The organism is Gammaproteobacteria bacterium (assembly GCA_029882975.1).
Lineage (GTDB): Bacteria > Pseudomonadota > Gammaproteobacteria > SZUA-152 > SZUA-152 > JAJDNG01.
The window spans coordinates 324365-342566 of sequence record JAOUJW010000001.1 but is presented as its reverse complement, the minus strand read 5'-3'; the positions used below and the strand labels follow the sequence as shown (position 1 = coordinate 342566).

Sequence of the window (18202 nt, the reverse complement as noted above, 5' to 3'; positions counted from 1 at the left end):
TTTGTTCCTGTTTTTGAACGGTATTTCTTTTTCTCAGAAACGGACGAGTATTTCTTCATTGCTTGCGGGTTAGAAACTGCTAAGCTGACATCAAGGGACTGAACATACACTGGGGGCTTCGTGACAAGGCCGGTTTTTCTGAAAATTCCGGAGTTACTGCTTTTTTGTTTTTGTGCGCAGGCGCTTCTGTCCTGTACCTCCCCGCCCACTCGATCCAATGATCTCAATGACCAAGGTCGCCCTAATTGGGTCAGTTTTGGCAGTGGCCCCATGCAAAGTGTCCAGGGCCGTTTGTTTCAGGGAGTCGGGTCGGCTCCGTTGCAAGGTCGGGTGGCGCAGCAATCGTTTGTGGCAGAACGCCAGGCACGCCAAGCCTTGCAGCAGGCATTGTTATCTTTTCTGCAAGTAGTGTCCCGCGATTATATTGCTAACGAAGTGGCGCAACGCCGGCGTTACGCTCAACAACAGGCGCAAGAGGATGTGCGCCGTATTGTGGAACGCAGTGGCAATACACCGCCCATCGTTGGTTATTGGAGCGACCCGACCAAGCAACGTTTTTATGCGGTGGCTGAAATCAAATCCTCAAACCTGAAGGCCACGGTAGAACAAAGCTCTCAGATTGATCCCGGTTTTAAAAGGTATTTCCTCTCTCAAAGCGATTTTATCTTCGATCGATTGGCCGGTAATCTGGATTGATATAATAATAAAGAAATAAAGAATCGTTCCTTATATTTGTTTATGAAATAAAGCAAAGATTGCATGACAGACCCGAGGTCCTGGGGTATGATTTTTGGCTATTAATTGAGCAGTAATGGTTGGCCACTGATAACAACAGAACGGCGACCACAGAAGTATGCCTCAGCGGCATCGGGGTAACAGCATTATGAGTACTATTGCATTGGCAGAAGAAAACTTTCAATCAGCGTGTCAGCGAAAAACCGATCGACGTCAAAATGTATTAAAAGCCGGTATTTACGCTATGTATCGTAAACGCCGCCGGCAAGTACGGCGCGGTGACGACAGTTTCGATAATACGTACGTAGACACCATGGGCACGAAGGTTTTCGCCTTGGCCCTGGTGGCGATGACTTTATCTATAACCGATGCGTTTTTCACCACCATTTTATTGCAAAACGGCAGCAGTGAACTGAACCCGGTTTTGGATGTGTTACTGGGCCACAGCCTGTATGCCTTTCTGGGCGTGAAGTTTGTACTTACCGGTATGAGCATCGGTTTGCTGGCACTGCACAAACATCATCGCTTGTTTAAACTGGTCAACGGAACCCAATTGCTCTGGGCTTGTGTTGTGGGTTATGTGATATTGATCAGTTATGAATTTTCCATGTTGCGTCACCTGCTACTTACGTAGTAAGGTAGGGGGCATGTGGAGGCTATCAAAACTTTTTTATGGTCGTTCGTGACTGTGTGATGGCTCCGTGATAACAGCGTCGTGTTGTTTGTTGTTATCGTTATATAGTTATGTTATTTTCAAGCCGTGTTTAGGAAGTCAAAATCGGCAATAAATATAAAAGGACACAAGACTTAGCGTGTAGAGTGATATTACAATCACCTAAGCGTTAGGCTTTAGGCAATCAGTAACTAGGAAAGACAGAAGGGGAATGGGTAGGGAAGCATTGGGTTAACTCTCGGCATGTATTTAAGGGTGGTTTCAAATACAGGCCCATGACGTGAAGCGGTTATAAACGTCTAAGTATTAAGAGTTCTAGCTCCGTGTTTCGCTGACTAAACCGGACCGGTTCGAGTTGTTGTTAGTATGTTCTTGTGCTGCATCAATTTCGGACTATCAAAGCGAAATGCACCGCTGACAATCCACCTGTCGTTTGTTCTTATTCTGGTTAAGTTTAATTTTAACTTTTTTGGTTTTAATAGGAGTCAACGATGAAATTACAAAAATCTCACAAGGGTTTTACCCTGGTTGAATTGATGGTGGTGCTGGCCATTATTGGTATTTTGGCGGCAATCGCCATTCCTCAATATCGTACATATCAGCTGCGAACGGAAGCGATGGCATATCAATCTGCGCTTCGACCTTTTCAGGGCTTGCTCGAGTCTCAAGTTGCGATGGATCCTAATAGTATGCCTTCAACAGCCACTGCGCAGGTGCCTACAACAGCTTTAGAAAACGATGCAACGCGAACAGCGACTTGTGCCGGCCATGTTGAAGCAGTAACTTACGTCAATGTATCGGCCACTACGGGTCGTTTGACTGCGAAAACTTGGGGCGTCGCAGCAACGCCAACTGGTGTTGAAGCCATAACACCGGCAGCATGCCAGTATATTACGGGATCAGCGAGTTCCGATGTTCCTGTAGAATTAGCTGGGCACACCTTGTCTATTATTGGCACAGCGGCAGGTACTCAAGTGAACTGGGCGATTGATGCTGCAAATACTACCTTGCCATCAACTTACTGGCCCACTTTTCGGTAAGTTCTAATCTGTAATGGAAATCTGCGACGAGGAAGAGTCGCAGATTTCGTTACAAACCACCATGTAGGGTTCTCTGGCCCACTTCTTGCTCCAATAACCACGTAGTCCCTCGTCACCCCTCCAGTTAGAAAGAAAGGGGTGTTTGTTTTGTCGTGCGCAGGTGAAACGTGGTTTATGAAACTGTCGGCTGAAGTTCCCGTCACAAGCAGACAAGCGGCTTTACAGCGGCCCCTACAAATGATGATAGAGGCCGTGATCGAGGCGGTGAACGCCCGCTTGCTGGGTAAAGAGCGGCAAGTGCGTCTGGCCCTGGCCTGTGTACTGGCGCGGGGGCATTTATTACTGGAAGACCGCCCCGGTGTGGGCAAGACCACCTTGGCCCAATCCTTAGCCCAGGCTCTGGGGCTCAGTTACAACCGCATTCAGTTTACCGCCGATCTCATGCCGGGAGATATTCTCGGTGGCGTCATATTAGGGCGACGCCAGGGCGAAGCGCATCATTTCGAATTTCGCAAAGGCCCCATCTTTTCCTCCGTTGTACTGGCCGATGAAATCAACCGGGCTTCACCCCGTTGTCAAAGCGCTTTGCTGGAGGCTATGGAAGAGCAGCAAGTGAGCGTGGATGGCCACAGCTACGATTTACCCGATCCTTTCTTTGTGATTGCCACCCAAAATCCGCAGGAACAGCTGGGTACGTTTGCTTTACCCGAGTCTCAATTGGACCGGTTTCATATGCGCTTGCAGCTGGGGTTTCCCGATGAAGCGGCGGAGCGCTTGTTGCTGTCCGGCCAGGCGGGTCGGGCGCCGCGCAGCCGCAGGGCGCAGACAGCGGCTATACCCGTGGCTCTGACTCAGGAGAACTTGTTGCAATTGCAGCAGGAAGTGGAACAGGTGTTTGTTGCCGACCCTCTGCTGGATTATTTGCAACAATTGCTGCGTTTCAGTCGCGAGTCTTCACAATATCAAATGGGATTGTCTCCCAGAGCCGGATTGGCATTGCGCCAATGCGCTCAAGCCTGGGCCTATATTCATGGGCGTACCCATGTTCAACCGGAAGATATTCAAACCGTGTTACCCACGGTGGTGGGGCATCGCTTACAGGCCGCAGATGATGAAGTCACGGATGCTGAGTCATTGATGTTGCCCTTGCGCTGTATGCCAATAAGTTGATCCGCTTTAACGGAGTGTCTTGTCATGTTATTGAGTCCCTCACAGTTTGACCCCTCTTTTAAAAGCCATGCAAAACAGGATACGGTGTCGGAAGCGGATATGATTGTGCCAGACGCTTTGCCCTTAAACAGCCTGTTGCAACCGGCTGGAGAAACAAATGCAGTTGAACCGGCCACTGTAGAGGGTTCCGCAGCTGTATCCATTCGCATGACCGTGGAAGGTGTGTATTTCCTGGTTCTGATGCTGTCTTTGTTACTCATTGGGGTGAACTACGGCAAACCGTTGATTGTGGTGTTCACGCTGTTTGCCTGTCACGTAGCGGGTCTGTCTCTATGGTACAGTTGGCGCCATGTGCGCAAACTAAAAGTGTTTTTGTTAACCCAGCCCGATTTGTTTGTAGGAAAAACCGTTCCTTTGCTGATTGGTATTCATGATTATTGCGGTGGTTTCAGCCGCGATCGAACCCTGGAAATACGCTTAGCCGGTGAAGAACAGAGCGATGATGTGGCGCTGGTGAACGGTTTGGGACAGTGGGCTATTTTGTATGCGCCGACAAAACGGGGTGAAGTGGATCTGGGGCCGGTGCAAATTCGTTGTCATTATCCCTTTGCCTTGTTTCAGTCCACGTTGACCACCGCGCTGCCCACGCAGTGTGTTTATCCTGCTCCCAGCAAACCGTCAACGCCGCGTGCAAAAGCCAAGTTTGAGGTGACCCGGGATGCTGACGACACTTTGGTGGGACTGCGTCCTTACCAACAAGGTGATATGGTGTCGCGGATTCACTGGAGTTTGTTTCAACAGAACAGATCTTTGATGGTAAAGACCGAGGAAGCCATGCCTGTGCCTGCCAAGAACATGCATAAAGACTTGCCTAAAGACTTGCCTAAAGACAATGCGGCTGCCGGGGATACTGACGCAGCGGAACCCTTGTGGGTGGACTGGGCTGATTATAGCAATTTGGAACCGGAGCGGCGTTTGTCACAAATGACCTACTCGGTATTGAAAGCCTCGCGCCAGGGTTTGACGTTTGGACTGCGGTTGCCGGAAAAGCAGATTGAGGTGGCCGCGGGCAAAGGGCACCGGGCCCGGTGTTTGCGCACCCTGGCCATGGCTTGAGATTATTCCCGTTTCCTGTTAATGCAAATGCATCGCCGCGATAGTGACAGCAAACAATGGATGTTGTTATCGGGGTCGATGGCGGCTTGTTTGCCTCATGGTTTAAATTTATCTCCCTTGGTTTTGTTATTCTGTCTGCTGTTGTTTCTATGGCGTGCCGGGTTTTTATGGGGTTACTGTAGATTGCCTACGCGGCGCCTGTTGTCCTGGATTACAGTGGCGGGATTTGTTCTGGTGCTGTTTGCCGGTGAAGGCTTTATGAGTCGGGACATGGGTGTGGGTTTGCTGGTGCTGGCCCTGTCTGTCAAGTTGCTGGGATTGGATCAAGACAAGGATATGTTGCTGGTGCTTTCCTTTGGCTTTATGGTGGCTATCCTGGCATTTTTACACAGCGATTCTTATGTCACTATTTGGTTGGTAACTTTTGCGCTGTTATTGCTTTTGTATGCCGGGTCTTTGTTTTTTCGACGGGATCAATCCTCTTCTCAAAAGGTACTGTTGATACATTGTCTGAGTGTATATCCTCATTTGGAGCGGAACGATCGCGGTCGTGTCGGTTCGCACGGCGTCGCCTTTTTTATTGTATTGTTACAGGCGGCGCTGCTGACGGCAGTGACGGCACCGTGGTTTCCTCGCAATAATCCCTTACCGCAGTGGGATCCATCTTTGAGTTGGGATTCAAATTGGGGAAAACCCGGTATCAGCGACCGTATGCAACCGGGGACCATCAGCCGTTTGCTGGAATCCAACGAAGTGGCTTTACGCGTGCGTTTTGATAAGGCGCCGCCAAAACCCGTGGAGCAACTGTACTGGCGCGGGCCGGTGTTGACTTTGTTTGACGGTAAAACCTGGAGTCGGGATTCAAGGGAAACCTTAATGCCGCGTCACGGGCAGTCCTCAATAAAAGATCTTTTGCAGGGCGGCGATGCCTCGGGCAGGGGTGCTTATTCGGTGGAATTGCAAGCCCATGGGCAGCGTTGGCTGTACAGTCTGGACCATTCCCAATGGCTGCAGCTGCAGGGAGTGAGGCGACCGTTTTATAGCCGCGAGGGTGAGTGGCTGTTACCACGACGCCTTATTGAACCCATGAGTTACCGGATGGGGTATTTGGACCCAGGCAGGCAAGCACTACCCGATCCCAAGCTCTATTTGCAACTGCCCTCCCGAGGCGCACCTCAGGCGCGGACTTTGGCGCAACAACTGGCTCAGGGGTTGGCGCCAACCAATAAAGCCGAACAGATGAAACAGCAAGTGCTGCATTATTTTCGTACGCAGCCATTTTTTTACAGTAAACAAGCACCCTTGCTGTCACGCGACCCGGTGGATGAGTTTTTGTTTCAAAGCCGCAGCGGATATTGCGAACACTATGCATCGGCGTTTGTGTTCCTCATGCGTGCCGCCGGTGTTCCGGCGCGGGTGGTGACCGGCTACTATGGTGGTGAAAAAATGGGTGGTGAAAAAATGGGTGGTGATTCAATGGGAGCCCAGAGCCGGGATAGTAGCGATGGAAGCGATGGAAGCGATGGAAGCGATGGAAGTTACGTGGTAGTCCGGCAGTCCCGCGCCCACGCCTGGGCCGAAATTTGGCAGGATGGTCGTTGGCAGCGCGTCGATCCCACCACCGTGATTCCACCGCAACGCAAGCAAGATGAGGACGCATTGACCCGGCCACTGGATCAAATATTGAATCAGTTGTCTGAATGGTGGTATCAACGTACCCGGGAATTGGCGCAACTGCTGGAGACAGGCTTGGTTGGCGTAGTAAATAAGGAAAACGCATTACGTCTGTTCTGGTTTGGTTTGTCGTCGGTTTTGTTATGGTTTATGTTTCTGGGCCTGCGTCGAATCAGTACCCTGCAATACCGCAATCATAAGCCCGATCCATGCGTGCAGGCCTATGGACATTTCTGTCGACTGTGGGAGTCGGTGGGTTTGCCTCGTCAGGCTCACGAAAGTGCGTCGGACTACGCTCAACGCTTGTGCAAAGTGCGCCCGGATTTGAGCGCTTCCATTTACCAAATTACACAAATGTATAATCTCCTGCGCTACAGCGCCCGACCTCAAGAGGCGCTATTGCGACAGTATAGAAAAGCCATAAAGCTGTTTAAACTCTAACTGGTTTGTTAAAATCCGTGGCATGGTGACTTTGCCCGGTGACAACATAATTGCGGAGGATGGCTTTGTCTTTTATGTGGCGCAGTTTCTACCTTTGCAAAATTCTCAGGACTATTTCGAACAATTAAAGCAAAGCCTGCAGTGGCAGTCCGAGTCCTATACCATTTATGGGAAAACGGTGGCCGCGCCACGTCGGGTAGCCTGGTACGGTGATGCAGGCGCCAGTTACGCTTACTCCGGTATTGTGCATGCACCCTTGCCCTGGAATACTTTGTTGTTGCAGTTGCGCGATCAAATTCAGTCAGTGTGCAAGCAACCCCTGAACAGCGTGCTGGCCAATTTATACCGCGATGGCAAAGACTCCATGGGTTGGCACGCAGATCAGGAACCGGAGTTGGGCCCCAATCCCTTTATCGCTTCCTTGAGCCTGGGGGAGATGCGGGTGTTCAAATTACGTCATCGAAAAACCAAACGGGTAGTTAAACTGGAACTAAACAGTGGTAGTCTATTAATAATGGCCGGGGAGCTACAGCACCATTGGCAACACTGCGTACCAAAGACCGCAATAGAAAAGCAGGCACGTATTAATTTGACCTTTCGGAATATTGTTAACCTGTAGGGCGATGTGGAATAGCTTGCGTATTCCACCGGGCAGACTTGAATCACATCCCCATAGCTAACGACAAACACAAACCATCTGCTATTTGCCTACCTGTCGCCCCTCAGCTTACGTTACTAACCCAACAATTGTATCGGTAGCGGTAATTATCGGTGGACAATTAGAGTACAGGATTCAAAGGCAGCCAGGAAAAAAACCTCGCCTTGACTCGTTTCCACCAGGGGCTGTGTTGGTCCGGATTGTCATGAGCCGACCAACTGTTTTCGGGTAGCATGTCCGTTTCTATGGCTTGTTCCACTTGCTGCGCTAAACCGGGGTGGTGAATGATAACGCCTACTTCGGTATTTAGGTTGGATGAACGCGGGTCAAAATTGAATGTGCCGATATACAGGGTTTGGTGGTCTATGACCATGGTCTTGGCGTGAATAGCGAAAACCGGTGGTTTTTCTTGTTGTTCGGGGCGTAACAGTTGCTTGGCGACATGGGGGAAGGGATTGTATTCGAAGATTTTCAAGCCCAGATCCAACAGCTGTTCGCGCTGAGCCAAGTAGCCACTGAAAGCGTAAAGGTTGTCGGTGGACGCCAGTGAGTTGGTGCTAATGCGGATTATTATCTTTTTATCGAGCAGTGTTTTGAACAACTCCATACCGCCCTCCGGCATAATCAGATAGGGGGATTGGATAGTGATGCTTTGTTTTGCTTGCAGCAACAAGTGTTTCAGTGCTGACGTGGAACGGCCGCCGCCGCCCAGGTCGAACCGGTTGGGGTTTTTCCCCGGAATATCGTTAACGAATTGTACTTTGCCCCAATGCAGCTGATGTAACATTTGCTGCATGGGTTGATCCATGTCTGTCAGTGCTTGGCGCACCTGTGGCGCGAAATTTTCCGGTTTTGCCGCATACGAGTGTAACTCGGTGTAGGCGGTGTTTATGGTTACAGAGTCCAGTTTCTTCAACTCGTCGGCCAGTAACGTTTCCACCGGCACGCTGAGCTCGTGCTGCCAAAACTGTTCAAAACTTTGGTTCATGGCGTTTACCACCTCACCGGAAAGCAGGACATCGCGGTCGCGAAAATTGTAATGATGATCAAAGTCAAAGTATTCATCGGCCATATTGCGCCCGCCGGTGATGGCTGTCTGTTTGTCCACAATGAAAACCTTGTCGTGCATGCGTTGGTTGGATTGGCGAAACCCGATGAACAAATTGATCCAACGTTTGAATGCGGATACACCTACCTGGTGTCTTGGATTGTAAACGCGAATATGGATCTTTGGGTGTGCCGCCAGTGTGAGAAGGGTGCGTTCTTCGGCATCGATGAGAAAGTCATCCACCAGCACTCGAATACTAACACCACGATCAGCGGCTTGTAACAAGGCTTCTGCTGCCAGTATGCCGACGTTATCGGTGCTCCAGATAAAATATTGTACATCTATGCTGCGAGTCGCGCGCTGTGTGAGCCAGGCACGGGCAAGCAGGGACTGTTCGCCTTTTTCCAAAACATAACTGCCACTCTGACCTATGTGCGGGGTGGTTGGCAGCCTTGCCTGGGGTGTGGTTATGGAGTGTGGTTGCGCCAGTGCGTCGGTATGCAAGCTTGCGCTGAGCAACAGCGCCAATAATATTCTATACAGGTTTTCGTTTTTCATGGTTGATATATTAAGCGATCGTTAGGGCACTGACAAAGCCGTAGGGCAGAGCTTGCGTGTTTTGCCGAGCCTATCTGTAACTCCCGTACAGGCGATGAGCAACAAACCACATCTTGCATAAGCATAGCAAAGTAGTTGTCGTGATGTTGCTCATTGGAATACGCAAAAGACGCTCTTCCATGCTGCGCGGCTATAAAAATCGAGAACAAAGAACTGTTTTGAATATAAGCAACTGCCCATCGATGATGAACATTTTCCGGGCGTCACCGGGTAATATGCTGCGAACAGGCCGGTTCTGTGTGTTACCGGAAAGAGTTTTCCACCGTTTGCGGGTTAGTCTCCGTTTTTAGATCTATTGTACTGAATTTCCTTAAACACAGTGTACCCGCCTTTACCGGCCTGTTTAGACATATACATGGCTTGGTCGGCCTTTTTGAAAAGGTCAATGGCATTGTCTGCATCGTCGGGATAGAGACTGATACCTATGCTTGCGCTGGTTGTCACCAGATTGTCGCCAATGGGGAAAGGGGCGTTCAAGGTGCTGATGACTTTTTCCGCAACTGTTACGGCATCCGAGATGGAAGTGATTCTGCTCAGCAATACCAGAAATTCATCACCACCAAACCGGGCTATAGTGTCTTCCCGTCGGGTGGCATTGCTCAAACGTGCTGAGACTTCCTTCAGAAAGGTATCTCCCAGGTCGTGTCCGAGGCGGTCATTGATGTCTTTGAAATTGTCCAGGTCGATAAACAGCATGGCCATACGGTGTTGTTGTTTGAGGATGCTTTTTTCCAACTGCTCAAAAAACAATGTCCTGTTAGCCAGACCTGTAAGCGGGTCGTGTTGTGATTGATGCTTAACTTGTTCGTACAGATTTTGCAGTTCGTCCGTGCGTTTATCCACTTCCTTCTGCAGTTCCCGGCGAAAATTCTGTTCCATAATATGTTTGTTTTCCAGGATTTTGCCCAATTGATTGATATGCTGAGATAGCTGGGTTAATTCCCGCGAGCCATGAAGCTGAAACGCTTTGGTGTAGTTGCCTTCGGCCAAGTAGCTGATTTGTTGGTGCAGCTTTTCTATGGGGCGCAGCATCAATTGGCGAATGGCCAGGACAAGCAACAGGCCGCCGGAAACAATCAGGCCGAACAATAGCCATTCCAACTGCAGTACATGTTGGTGCACCGATTGGTTAGTATTGCTGAGGTCAAAGACGATTTCCACGCTGCCAAAAAGCTCTGATTCCAACCGGACATTTCGGGTGATGCTGAACGGAAATTCTATGTGTGTTTTATTTTTACGGCTTGCCAGGATGTTACCGTCTTCGTTGCGAATCATGACGCTGGCGAGTTCCGGGGTAATGCTGCGGTCTACAATACTTTGCAGTAAAGGGATGTCCTCACTGATCATGGCTTCCATGGAGCCTGCACTCAGTACATCAATGATTTCGCTGAAACTGCGTTCCAGACTGCGTTTATGATATTCCAGTTCATTGTTAACCGCTGCCCAGTGCAATAAAAGCATGGTGAGGCCGGCAAAGGTGAACCCGCCGGTCAAAGCAATTTGCCACAGTTTAAATCGATTAAAAAATCTCATGGAACCTGCCTATTGAAAGAACGATGCGTTGTCTTCGATAGCGCGGTGGATCGCTGCAAAATCTTGGTCAGTGGTGTCGGCGAAACCGGATTTTTTCAGCTGTTTTAATCCAGCGGAGTCTTTCAGAGCCAGCAGGGATTTTTTCAGAGCGGCGAAAACGGTTGGGTCCAGTGCCCGTTTTGCCACCCAGGGTTTGGTGACGTTACTAAAACGGGCCAATTCACGCAATTTGTGGCCCTTTTTAACCAAGTGTTCAAATGTGCTTCGCTTCAATGCACCGGCATGGTACAAACCGGAGGCCACGGCAGCACCTACAGCGTCATGTCGTTCCAGGTAATCTATGGCAGCCAGGTCTTTGGCGTGAATTTTGTGTTGCAATAAATATTGCTGGGACAAGTACCTGCCAATAGTGGAATTTTGATCCCCGAAGGCAAAGCGTTTACCTTTAAGGTCGGAGATGGTTTTGATGGGTGAGTCTTGTGCAACCACGATAACACCATAGAATTCCTTTTGGCCTTTTTTCAATTCCATGGCAACTAAGTCGATGGCCGGGTCGGCCTTTTTTGCTAAAACATAGGATGCGGGACCCACGCGGGAAAAGTCGACTCGGCCATCCACCAGGTTTTGTAATCCCTGTTCATAGCTGGGAGCGACATGGGTTTTGATCGTAACCTCCTGGCCCAGTTGTGTCGCCATGGCTTGTTCCAGTTCGTTAAGAATGGGGCGGAATTGCCTGACCATTTTTGAGGGTTTGTCGGAGGTATATATGCCAAAGGTTAATACTAACTTGTTGTTGGATTTTGCCGGTACGGATGGAGTTAATAACATCAATAGAATCAGCATTGGAATTTTGATGCGGTTATTCATGTTATTTCCACCCTTTAAAACAGTGCTCTAGCTAAGTTTATCGAGAAATGTGTCAGATTCTTTACAAATACGGTGCTGATTGGCGGCGCTTAAGCAAACCTTAATATTGACTTAGAGCGTCGTGTAGTTCGAGGAAGGCGAGATTCAGTTATGAGCGTAACTGGGAAAAATACTGCTAATGGATTGGTTTTGGGTATTTCCGGAGAGAGTCTCAAGCCATTGGGCGATGGGAATCCACTGGTCGCAACTCTCGGGGCAGCGAGGGTTGTCCAATTCATGGATACCCAGGCCGCATTCGGCGGCGCGGACATAGTCCATGCTGCTGTGCAGGGTGCCCAGGAACGGCAGTTTTAGGCTATTTAGGAACAGTTGCAAGGGTTGATAGACATCGGCATTTTGACGTACACGGTTGGCGACAACGGCAATTTTCGTGTCCGTGGCGCGGGCTCGGCCCACCAGCAGCAGTTCCTTAATAAATCCGGCGGTGGCGTGAATGTCAATGGGGGAGGGCAAAACCGGAATTATAATGCCGTCCACCCGGCGGACATAATCACGCAAGGTAAACCCGGTCACTCCGGCCGGAGCGTCCAATACCACCCAGTCGGCCTTGGCGGGTAAACGCATCTGGAAACTCAGAGTCACATCGGTTCGGTTTTTGTTGGCAGCTATGCCGTGAATTTGAGGTTTGTGTTCCGGGCGCTGCTTCAGCCAATTCATGCTGGAGCCTTGCTTATCGTAATCCAGCAGTGAGGTGCTATGACCGCTGTGGGCCAGATAGGCTGCCAGATTGGTGGCAATAGTGGATTTACCGCATCCGCCTTTGCTGTTTAAAATCAGTATCTTACGCATTTTAAGGGGTGCTGACAGAGTTTGTTTAGGGCCGGAAGGCCGGAAATTTGATGTACTTCACACTATAACGGCAGGAATGCTAAGTACTTGATCCCTGACGCCAAGTGTATGTATGCATTCACCGGGCCGGTTTTCGCTGCTGCAGAAATTGCTTCAATAGGGGGGCGGTGATGGATTTTTTGGATTTGGCTTGTTGTGCCACTTGCTCTGGGGTGCCCATGGCGCAGATCTTTCCGCCTTTGTCGCCACCTTCCGGTCCCATATCCAGGAGCCAGTCGGCTTCGGCGATCACGTCCAGGTTGTGTTCAATGACAAAGACGCTGTTGCCTGCATCCACCAAGCGGTGCAGTACCCGAATCAGTTTTTCCACATCCGCCATGTGCAAGCCCACGGTGGGCTCATCCAATACATACAAAGTATGCGGTGCTTTGCGGCGGCGAAGGTCTTCCGAGGGCCGGGCTTTGGCCAACTCCGATACCAGTTTAATGCGTTGCGCTTCGCCTCCGCTTAAGGTGGGGCTTTGTTGTCCCAGGGTTAAATAGCCCAGGCCCACGTCTTGTAACAGTTGCAGGGCATGGTGAATATAGCTGTGGGCGCTGAAAAATTCGCAGGCGGCATCGATGTCCATGGCCAATACATCGGCTATGCTTTTGCCTTTGTATAACACCGCTGTAGTTTCCGAATTAAAACGTGCACCTTTGCACACATCGCAGGCTACTTTGACATCAGGTAAAAAGTTCATTTCTATTTTGCGATAACCCTGACCGTCACAGGCATCACAACGTCCTTCTTTGACGTTAAAAGAAAAACGCCCCGCATCATAAGCGCGAATGCGGGCCTCATTGGTATTGGCGTAAAGGCGGCGAATGTGGTCCCACAAACCGATGTACGTGGCTGGGCAGGAACGAGGGGTTTTGCCGATGGGGGTCTGGTCTACTTCTAGTATGCGGTCGATGGATTCCCAACCGGATAAGGAGTGACACCCCAAGAATTCTGTTTTTTTAGACGAAGTGCGTTTCTTTGCATTCGTTTTACCCACATGCGCTTTTAAGTTCTCGTAAACAATGCGCCGAATCAAAGTGCTTTTGCCGCTGCCGCTGACGCCGCTGATGCACACCAGGCGGTTCAAGGGCAGGCTGACGTTGAGTTTTTTCAAATTGTTTAACGTCGCTTGTTGTACCTCAATTGCCGCTGTTGCGTGTTTGCCGCGCAGCTGGGTTTCCCGTCGCGGCATAATGGGGTGTTGTAGCGGTTTGGCCAGAAACAAGCCGGTTTTGGATTGCTTATGACGTTTGAGTTGTGCCACGGAACCGTTAACCAGTACATGTCCCCCTTGTACTCCGGCTCCCGGTCCCAGGTCCACAATGTGTTCGGCGCTGCGAATGGTGTCTTCGTCATGTTCCACCACCACCACTGTATTACCCTGGGTTTGCAGTTGTTTTAAAGTGCTCAACAACATGGCGTTATCGCGCGGGTGCAGACCGATAGTGGGTTCGTCCAGGATGTAACATACACCTCTGAGATTGGATCCCAGTTGCGATGCCAGGCGAATGCGTTGTGCTTCGCCTCCACTGAGCGAGGGTGCAGAGCGGTCCAAGCCCATGTAAGACAAGCCCACATGCTGTAAAAAGGCCAAGCGGGATTTAAGCTCCACGATAATATCCCGCGCAATGATGCTTTCGCGGGCATTGAGTTTGATGTTGTCGAAATAACGCGAGGACGTAGCGATGGTCATACGATTAAAATCGGCAATGGAGCGGTTTTTATAGGTGACTGCCAGTGTTTCCGGGTTAAGTCGTGCGCCGTGGCAATGGCTGCAAACGTCATCACTATTGCGCTCCTGGTCCCAGTCTTCATGATAGCTTAGGTCCAAGACCGTGTCGGTCTCCGCTTCCAGTTCGGACTCCACAGGTTCGCAACCACTGCCCTGGCAATGCTGACACCAGCCCAGCTTGGAGTTAAAGGAAAACTGGCGTGGGTCCGGTTCATTGAAGCTGAGGCCGCATTGAGGGCAGGCTCGCTGTGTGGAGAATAAGGTCGTACGCCCAGCGGACAAGACCATCACCACGCCTTTGCCGATGGCCAGCAATTGCTCTAAGTTGCTCTGCAGTTCGGCTTCCTTATTGGCGCTGACGTGGATCAGCTCTGAGGGGCATTCAATATTGTGTTCCTTATAGCGGTCTAAGCGCGGCCAGGGATCGGTAGGGATAAATTCCCGGTTCACTCGTAAGAATGGAAAGCCTTTAGCCGCAGCCCATTTGGCTAAGTCCGTGTAGTAACCTTTGCGTTCACTGACCAGCGGTGCCAGTAAATGAATCTTTTTATTGCGAAAACGCTTCATGATGTGGTTGAAAATACTTTGTTCCGATTGGGGTTCAATGGGGCAGTGGCAATCGGGACAGTGTTGGGTGCCTAATTTAACAAACAACAAACGCAGAAAATGTTGGATTTCTGTCATGGTGGCCACGGTACTTTTGCGGCCGCCACGGCTGGTGCGTTGTTCAATCGCTACCGTGGGGGGGATGCCATAGACGGCATCCACTTCCGGCCGTGCCGACGGCTGTACAAACTGGCGTGCATAAGCATTGAGTGATTCCAGATAGCGACGTTGACCTTCGGCAAACAGAATGTCAAAGGCAACCGTGCTTTTACCGCTGCCGCTGACGCCGGTGATGACGGTAAACTTCTCTCTGGGGATATGTATGTCCACATTGCGCAGATTGTGTTCCTTGGCGTTATGAATATTGATGCTGTTGCCCTGAGCCGTTTTTCGAGCCGACTTGTTTTTTGCTTTATTGGTTTTGCCCCAAGATTGACTGTTTGCCAAAGCTTTTTGGTATTGATACAGCGCCTGGCCGGTATGACTGGTTTTGTGTTTGAGGATTTGCTCCGGCGTGCCGCAAAACACCTGTTTGCCTCCGGCGGCACCGCCTTCCGGGCCCAGTTCAATGAGCCAGTCGCTATGGCGAATCACATCCAGGTTGTGTTCAATAATGAGCAGGGAGTGGCCGGCCTGGATCAATTCGTCAAACGCCCCCAGCAATTTTTTTATATCACTGAAGTGCAGGCCGGTGGTGGGTTCGTCAAACAAAAACAAATGGGGCTTGTCATCGCCGCGGATTTGTTTTTGTTTGGCCAGGTGTCCTGCCAGTTTTAAACGTTGCGATTCGCCGCCGCTTAAGGTGGGTACCGCTTGTCCCAGGGCCAGATAGTCCAGGCCCACGGCGCTTAAGGGTCGCAGGGCATTGAGGATCTCGTCGTAGTCTTGAAACACCTGTAGCGCCTGTGCCACCGTCAGTTCCAGTACATCGGCGATTGAAAGAGCATGAGTCTGAGCGCTTTTATTACGGCTTTGCGGAAAGAGTTTTACTTCCAGCACTTCATCGCGAAAACGCTTGCCGTCACAGTCGGGGCAACGTAAATACACGTCACTGAGAAACTGCATCTCTACATGTTCAAAACCGTTACCGCTGCAGGTAGGGCAGCGACCGTTACCGGAATTAAAACTAAAGGTGCCGGGTGTATACCCCCGTTCCTGGGACAAAGGTTCGGTGGCAAACAGTTTGCGAATACCGTTTAGGGCGCCCACGTAACTGGCGGGGTTGCTGCGAGTGGTTTTGCCAATGGGGGATTGGTCCACCATGATAACCTCGCCAATGTGTTGGTGGCCGCTGATTTTTTTGTGTTGGCCCGGCGCTTCAATGGGTTTGTTTTTGAGTTTACGTAAGCCCAGGTAAAGGATGTCGTGTACTAAAGTGGATTTGCCCGAACCGCTGACACCACAGAGGCACACCAGTTGTCCTAAAGGTATGGACACATCCAGATTTTTAAGATTGTGTTGTTGTGCCCCCAGTATGTCTAGCTGTGTTTTACCGGAGTTACTCCGCTGGTTGGATTCGGGGCTGACGCTCAGTTCGCCGTTTAAATAACGTCCGGTCAAGCTGCGTTTGTTGCGCAGGATTTTATCCGGTGCTCCATTAAACACGATACGGCCACCTTGGTCACCGGGGCCCGGCCCCATGTCGATGAGCCGATCGGCGCAGAACATAATTTGCGGGTCGTGCTCCACCACCAACAGGGTATTCCCGGCTTGTTTCAGTTGTTGCATGACTTCAATAATGCGCTGCATGTCGCGAGGGTGCAGGCCAATGCTGGGTTCGTCCAATACGAACAGGGTGTTGACTAAAGACGTGCCCAAGGCGGTGGTTAAGTTAATCCGTTGTACCTCACCCCCGCTTAAGGTGCGCGACTGGCGATCCAAGGTCAGATAAGCTAGGCCCACATTAACCAAAAAATTCAGACGCGAGCGAATCTCTCCCAAGAGAATATCCGTGGCTTCGTCCACGCCGCTGCCCAACTTGAGTTGTTGAAAAAAAGTGTGGCATTGTTCCACGGGTAATAGCAGCACGTCATGGAGGTTAAGCCCCGGTAACTGCCGCACTTGAGTGTCGCTAAGTTGACTCTGGGGATGACGGCTGCGTTGCTTGCTCACTTTGTCCGCCAGGGTTTTGGAGCCCAGACGCCACAGCAGAGATTCCGGTTTTAGCCGGGCACCTTCGCAGGTGGGGCACAGAGCGTAATTGCGGTATTTGGATAATAGCACCCGAATATGCATTTTATAGGCTTTGGTTTCCAGCCAGGCAAAAAAGCGGGAGACGCCATACCAGACATTGTCGTCAAAATCGCCTTCTCCTTGTAACACCCATTGTTGTTGGCTGCGGTTGAGCTTTTTCCAAGGGGTGTCTATGGGAATGCCGCGTTGTTTGGCAAAGCGTAACAGCTCGACCTGGCATTCGTAATAGCTTTCGGTTTGCCAGGGGCGGATGGCTCCCTGTTCCAGAGATAGATTGGTGTCCGGCACTACCAGGTCGTAATCAATACCAATGGTACGGCCAAAGCCGCGGCAGGTGTCACAGGCACCCAGAGGAGAATTAAACGAAAAACTGTTGGGGGTGGTTTCCTGGTAATGAATATTGCAGTCGGGACAATGCAAGTCAGAAGAAAACAATAAAGGCTTTGTTTTGGGTTGGTCCCACAAATGCACTTGGGTAAAACCACGGCCTTGTTTTAAGGCGGCTTCCAGGGCTTCTATAATACGGGATTTATTGGCGGCGTTGAGTTTGAGGCGATCTTGCACCACTTCTAACAATTTCACTGTGTCAGCGGAGTCTGCGTTGAGAAAGCGGGTGTAGCCTTGTTGCGCCAGAAATTGTTGGATTTCTTCAACGCTGAATTGCTCCGGAATAGGTACCTTAAACACCACGGCGATGCGCGTATCTGGTTGCAGCTGTTGACGTAAATGCTCATAAATACTGCGGGCGCTGTCTTGCTTGACTGCTTGACCGCAACCGCCGCAATGCAGATGGCTGACACGGGCGAATAAAAGTTTGAGATGATCGTTCAATTCCGTCATGGTGCCCACGGTGGAGCGGGATGTGCGCACGGGATTGGTTTGGTCAATGGCAATGGCCGGGGGGATGCCGTCGATACGATCGGCCTGGGGTTTGTCCATGCGCTCCAGGAACTGACGGGCGTAGGGGGAAAAGGTCTCCACATAACGACGCTGGCCCTCGGCGTAAATGGTATCGAAGGCCAAAGAAGACTTGCCGGAACCACTGACCCCGGTGACCACCGTCAGCTCATTGAGCGGCAGGTTCAGGTCGATATTTTTCAGATTATTTTGTCGCGCGCCTTTGATGCGGATGTCGTTACTGCTCATTGCCAGCTCTTGGTTTGTTTTTCTCAGGACAGGCATGATACCCGGTTTTAAGGTCCGGTTC

The 18202-nt window shown here is 50.6% G+C and carries 11 protein-coding genes and 1 pseudogene; 7 read left to right on the top strand and 5 right to left on the bottom strand.

The annotated features are described in order from the left end of the window. The first annotated feature begins 120 nt into the window (after window positions 1–120). The 7 genes and pseudogenes from OEY58_01460 to OEY58_01430 all read left to right on the top strand — a co-directional run bounded on the left by OEY58_01460 (window position 121) and on the right by OEY58_01430 (window position 7468). On the top strand, window positions 121–696 hold the full coding sequence (locus OEY58_01460; protein ID MDH5324111.1) for a hypothetical protein: 576 nt from the start codon (window positions 121–123) through the stop codon (window positions 694–696). 187 nt (window positions 697–883) lie between these two features. Further along, on the top strand, window positions 884–1369 hold the full coding sequence (locus OEY58_01455) for a DUF5658 family protein (protein MDH5324110.1): 486 nt from the start codon (window positions 884–886) through the stop codon (window positions 1367–1369). A gap of 530 nt (window positions 1370–1899) precedes the next feature. Further along, window positions 1900–2022 (top strand): annotated as a pseudogene (locus OEY58_01450) (prepilin-type N-terminal cleavage/methylation domain-containing protein). Window positions 2023–2622: 600 nt separating this feature from the next. Beyond that, window positions 2623–3618, top strand: a complete 996-nt coding sequence (locus tag OEY58_01445; GenBank protein ID MDH5324109.1) for a MoxR family ATPase — start codon at window positions 2623–2625, stop codon at window positions 3616–3618. A gap of 24 nt (window positions 3619–3642) precedes the next feature. Further along, entirely contained in the window at window positions 3643–4734 is a 1092-nt protein-coding gene (locus OEY58_01440) for a DUF58 domain-containing protein (GenBank protein MDH5324108.1), read from the top strand. Window positions 4735–4755: 21 nt separating this feature from the next. Further along, the gene (locus OEY58_01435) at window positions 4756–6849 is read left to right on the top strand and encodes a DUF3488 and transglutaminase-like domain-containing protein (GenBank protein MDH5324107.1); all 2094 of its coding nucleotides are present in this window, start codon (window positions 4756–4758) and stop codon (window positions 6847–6849) included. Between the two features lie 22 nt (window positions 6850–6871). After that, on the top strand, window positions 6872–7468 hold the full coding sequence (locus tag OEY58_01430) for an alpha-ketoglutarate-dependent dioxygenase AlkB (protein MDH5324106.1): 597 nt from the start codon (window positions 6872–6874) through the stop codon (window positions 7466–7468). 160 nt (window positions 7469–7628) lie between these two features. Here OEY58_01430 and OEY58_01425 read toward each other — a convergent pair whose 3' ends face one another. From OEY58_01425 to uvrA, 5 genes are all read right to left on the bottom strand, one after another. After that, entirely contained in the window at window positions 7629–9113 is a 1485-nt protein-coding gene (locus OEY58_01425; protein ID MDH5324105.1) for a phospholipase D family protein, read from the bottom strand. A 333-nt stretch (window positions 9114–9446) separates the two neighbouring features. Beyond that, on the bottom strand, window positions 9447–10706 hold the full coding sequence (locus OEY58_01420) for a diguanylate cyclase (GenBank protein MDH5324104.1): 1260 nt from the start codon (window positions 10704–10706) through the stop codon (window positions 9447–9449). Window positions 10707–10715: 9 nt separating this feature from the next. After that, window positions 10716–11573: a PhnD/SsuA/transferrin family substrate-binding protein gene (locus OEY58_01415; protein MDH5324103.1), complete on the bottom strand. Its 858-nt coding sequence runs from the start codon at window positions 11571–11573 to the stop codon at window positions 10716–10718. Window positions 11574–11717: 144 nt separating this feature from the next. Next, complete coding sequence (locus tag OEY58_01410; protein ID MDH5324102.1) at window positions 11718–12422, bottom strand: P-loop NTPase; 705 nt, start codon at window positions 12420–12422, stop codon at window positions 11718–11720. A 118-nt stretch (window positions 12423–12540) separates the two neighbouring features. Next, window positions 12541–18141 (bottom strand): excinuclease ABC subunit UvrA, encoded by a 5601-nt coding sequence (uvrA, locus tag OEY58_01405; GenBank protein MDH5324101.1) that lies wholly within the window; start codon window positions 18139–18141, stop codon window positions 12541–12543. Window positions 18142–18202: the final 61 nt, after the last annotated feature.